Origin of the sequence: Pseudoalteromonas sp. NZS71 (assembly GCF_015864715.1) — a bacterium.
In the GTDB taxonomy this organism is placed as follows: domain Bacteria; phylum Pseudomonadota; class Gammaproteobacteria; order Enterobacterales; family Alteromonadaceae; genus Pseudoalteromonas; species Pseudoalteromonas arctica.
The window spans coordinates 1-4,627 of record NZ_JADYWS010000058.1 but is presented as its reverse complement, the minus strand read 5'-3'; the positions used below and the strand labels follow the sequence as shown (position 1 = coordinate 4,627).

Annotated in this window: 4 protein-coding genes; all 4 read right to left on the bottom strand. The window is 38.1% G+C overall.

Features of this window, described 5'->3' with window-relative positions:
* Positions 1–99 precede the first annotated feature (99 nt).
* The 4 genes from I6E85_RS20580 to I6E85_RS20565 all read right to left on the bottom strand — a co-directional run bounded on the left by I6E85_RS20580 (position 100) and on the right by I6E85_RS20565 (position 4,460).
* Entirely contained in the window at positions 100–1,161 is a 1,062-nt protein-coding gene (locus tag I6E85_RS20580) for a CNNM domain-containing protein (RefSeq protein WP_197237305.1), read from the bottom strand.
* A gap of 231 nt (positions 1,162–1,392) precedes the next feature.
* Positions 1,393–2,745, bottom strand: a complete 1,353-nt coding sequence (locus I6E85_RS20575) for a magnesium transporter (RefSeq protein ID WP_007584828.1) — start codon at positions 2,743–2,745, stop codon at positions 1,393–1,395.
* Between the two features lie 314 nt (positions 2,746–3,059).
* Positions 3,060–3,809 (bottom strand): hypothetical protein, encoded by a 750-nt coding sequence (locus I6E85_RS20570; RefSeq protein WP_007584826.1) that lies wholly within the window; start codon positions 3,807–3,809, stop codon positions 3,060–3,062.
* Positions 3,810–3,926: 117 nt separating this feature from the next.
* Positions 3,927–4,460 carry a MarR family winged helix-turn-helix transcriptional regulator gene (locus I6E85_RS20565; RefSeq protein ID WP_231611873.1) on the bottom strand — a complete coding sequence of 178 codons (534 nt, stop codon included), beginning with the start codon at positions 4,458–4,460 and terminating at the stop codon, positions 3,927–3,929.
* Positions 4,461–4,627: the final 167 nt, after the last annotated feature.

The following is a 4,627-nucleotide window of genomic DNA, read 5'->3' as shown; positions in this document are numbered from 1 at the left end:
TGAAAGTGTTATGGCAAGGATGGCTTAAGTTACAAGCCATCCTGGAAGGCTACGATTTAGCAAAATCTCTTGAGTCAAACTTGTGATCAAGAGACAGCTTTATAGCGGCTTTTTATTTTCTGTATTTTCATGCAGTTCGAGTTTTGGTGCACTCATACCTTTGAGTAACCGACCAAATATATCAGCACCGGTAATAATGCGCTTCACATCACTCCACACTAACACCACATCGTGATCAATGGCCCCATCAAACGATTTATCTAAAGAATGACTAGCCCGTATTTTTAAAATAACTTCACTCAGGCGCATCGCTTCATCAGCAACAATAATAGGTCTGTGACAATAATGATAAGGGTCGAACGTATCTGGTTCAAACAAGGCTGAACGTAAAAAGCCGTCAGCATCTACCACTAATAAAGGCCAACCGTCTTCATTGGTAATGATCACCCAGTTATAACCTGACTTATGTAGTTTTCGTAAAAACTCATTATCAGTCGTTAATGTAAGGTCTGGGAAAATAGGCAAATCAAGCTTAGTAGGCAAAGCAATAATAGAGTCTGGATCAATTACTTCACCCTCTTTGGTTACGCTTATTTCATCTAAGCTAAAAAAGTTAAGCGCGCCTATTCCCTCAACGTGCTGAACATCAGCCTCTTCTGCTTCTATGTGTTTGCGAATAATACCTCTGAGCTCACTTTCAGCAAAGTACGTAATCCCCTCTTTACCTAACCATGCATCGAGAATTAAAGCCGTTGGCTTAGCAACTATATAAAACAGAATCTGATAAAACTTAATTAACGGCGAAAGTAGGCTCGCCATTTTTAGCGCATTACGCGAAAAATAAGCCTGCGGTGTTATTTCACCAACAATAGTAATTGCGATAGTTGAGAATAAAAACGAACTTGCGCCCATTAATACCGAATCAGAAAGTAGTGTAAGTAGTACGTTAATACCTACGTTGCCCCACAAAATAGTCGATAATAAAAAGTTAGAGTCGTTTCGAAGGGCCATCACTTTTATGGCCGCCTCGTTCCCTTTTGCACTTTCCATTTCGAGCTGAAGCCTACTTAGTGAAAAAAACGCTAAGTTTAAGCCCGAAAATATTGCCGATTGTGAAATACACAAAGCAATTGCACACCAAATCATGACTTCAAAGGTCATTGTATTTTCCTGTAAGTAATACCATCCGCAATAATACTTAATCAACTTGAGAGGTTAAATCTGACGCTAATTACGTTAAAAATTTCTGATATACAACTGCATGGATGCAGGAGGTAGAGCAATGCAGGAGCAATTGCCGAGAACAACTAAATAACGAAATTTTTGCCTTGTTATCGACACGATTTTCTTCCCTCAAGATAGATCACTTAATTAAGCGCATTGGTATAAGGCTTATAAAAGCAATAAACTGCCTAAACCTAAAAAGGTAACAAACCCAACAATATCGGTAACGGTAGTTAAAATTACCGAGCCAGATAACGCCGGATCAATTTTCATTTTGTCTAAAATAGACGGAATAACAACACCCGCTAGTGACGCAGCGACTAAATTCAATAATATGGCTACCGTAATCGTAATACTGAGCATTAAATCGTTAAACCATAAGAAGGTAAGCAGACCTATTACAAACGCCCATACCAAGCCATTTACAGCGCCAACACGTAGCTCTTTTTTAAGTAACGCATTGCGGTTTGAATCTGTAACCTGTCCGAGCGCTAAACCACGCACAATAACGGTTAATGTTTGACTACCTGCAATCCCGCCCATAGAAGCAACCACTGGCATTAATACAGCGAGTGCTACAACCTGTTCTATAGTTGCGCCAAATAAACCGATGAACCAGGACGCTAAAAAGGCAGTAGCTAAGTTAATACCTAACCATATACCACGGTTTTTAGCACTTTTTCGCACACTTGCGAACAGGTCTTCGTCTTCACGTAAACCACCGGCTTTAGCGGCAGCTTCATCAGCAATTTCTTGGCGTAATTCATACGCTGAGGCAATGGTTAATCGCCCAAGTAATTTGTTATCAGCATTAACCACTGGCAGTGCCATTTTTTCACTGTGAATCACCACCTCTGCCGCTTCATATAAATCATCATCAGCATGGAGCGATGAAAAGTCATGATTTGCCAATGTCATTAAGTTATCGGTGTCGCTGGCTTTTATTAAATCATTTACCGCAACCTCACCTATTAAACTACCCTTGCGGCTTACTAAATAAATAACTTCACTGTATTGCGGTAAACCTTTATGTAGCAATTTTTTAGCACCACCGGCTGTTAGCTTCTCCGATACTTTTAAAAAGTCAAAACCTAACCAGTGACCAAGTTGTTCTGGCGGGTATTGCTGCGCTAAATCATATTGTTTGGTTTGCGCTTCATCGAGTTGCTTTTTTGCATACTCAACAAATCGCTCTGGTATAACTTCTTCAAGTTCCAGTAGCTCTTCTACATTAACTTCATCAAGAAGTTTAAAAGCCTCAGTGTCTTCTAGTGTTTGCAGCAACCACAAGCAACTATCTTCACTTAAATTAACAAAAATTTCGTGTTGCGTGTCTTCGTCAAGCAACTGCCAAATTTCAAGTCGTTGTTCTTTTGGTATCGCCTCAAAAAGTAATGACAGGTGCTCTGTTGAAAGCGTTAACTGCGCATCTGCTAATAATTTATTTTTGCGTTCTGTTGTATCGCATTGCAATAAATCATTTATGAGCTGTGGAAGTTGGTCTACCGGATACTCAATCATCTTAAAACCTTAAAATTTAAAAGCGCACATTATTTATAGTCTACTTGAACAATAAAAAATTGCAGAAAAAACGTGAACTTATTAAGCATGCGCAAGCTATTTTTGCGCATTGTATGGGCAAACTAAATGCAGTACTAATATTTATTTTAAAAAATTAAAAAAACAGTAAAAGGAATTGTTTTTGAGGGATTAAACAACAAGTAAGCAAACCAAAGGGATTACTTATAATAAAAAAAACCCCATATTAGCTAGGCTAATATGGGCAAAATCACACAATGAATTAGGTGTTTTTAAATTACGGTTTGTGCTTTAAATTAAAGTCTATCAGTAATATTTCGTACTAAGTCTGAATCTACAAATTGAGTAATAAGTGCAGCGCCCCACGCATAACCACGCTGTATTGGGTAACCTTTAAAAATCCAGCGTTTACGCACGTGATTAAAGCGCTCTAAATAGTCTTGCTTTTTTTGTGGTAGAGGTTGCTCACCCAATTTATTCCATGCTTTATATACACCTGACATGTCAGACCCTCGCATAAAGCGTTGCAACCAGCGCGGAAAACGTGAAAAGCTAATAGTGGACTGAAAATCAATAAAATAAGGTTTACCGTCTGCGCCACATAAAATGTTACCCATATTACGCAAGTCTAAATGCACGATGCCTTTACGATGCATTTTTGCTACTTGACGCTCAAGCTCGCTAAAAAAGCTTACTGGTAGCGTTTTATCTTCATGAATTAAAGCGCGCAGTGGCGTGCCTTCAATATAGTTATAAGCAACCGCTATCGGCGACAATCTACAAAAGCGGTTAGCAACTGCATCAAGCTCTGCTAAACGGCTCAACCCTTTATACTCTTGATTTACCGATAGTCGCGCAAATGTTTTGCGGATAAATAACGGGCTTTGGCTAAAATCTTTAACAATTAAATCAAATTCATTATCTTTATATCGATACACAATCGCGTTAGCAAAACGTCCCTTATGGACAACACTTAAGTGATGTTGCATAAAAGTATGTTCTGGATATTGCTGCTGTAATTGTACTAACAAATTATTTTCAATCATAACAAACCTAACAAGATGATAACTTTAATTGCCTAGGCAACTATATTATCAAAGTTAGATTCTACGCACAATCAGATCAACTAATTAGCACGCTAACTTTCTGTTGAAACAGTATCGCTATTTTATTGATAATCTATTTGTGGGGGGAATTTCGGGTAATGTATCTAGATTATTTATAGCTTTAAATAATAAGTCTATTATTTGATTTTTTTCTGGCTCTGAAAAACCATTTAATGCTTGAGCATAGACTTCGTTTACTACAGGCATTATTTCTGGACAAAGAGCTTTACCTTTTTCACTTAAACACAAAATAGTTGAGCGCTTATCAAGCTCACATTGCGTTTTAATAATGAGTCCTTTTTCTTCAAGTCGGTTTAGTAAGCGGCTCATAGCGCCACGATCATAAACCATATACTCGCAAAGTCCTGCAAGCGTATTAACCGACTCTCTCGCAAGTAGTACAACCACAATATATTGCGCTGAAGTTAAGTCCATAGGAAGTAACTTGGCATCAACATGAATGGCTAATCTCGAACGTAAAAAAGAGACTAAACGCCCCAAATCTTGCTCTGGCGCTAACTCTTCTCGAGTACAACGTTTAATTGATGGCATGTTTTGCATGGTTATTCCACTGTATAGGTATATTTGCATGCTGATAGACCTTAACACATACAAAAAATTCAATAATTTTTATAAAAACTAAGCAGCTAAAACTAAGCCACAAAAATAAAGCCGCTATTAGCTAACACCATTCAGTTAAGCATGCTTTGACTTAATGGTGTACCGAGTTTTTGAAATTCGAACGGTCCTACTTTTGG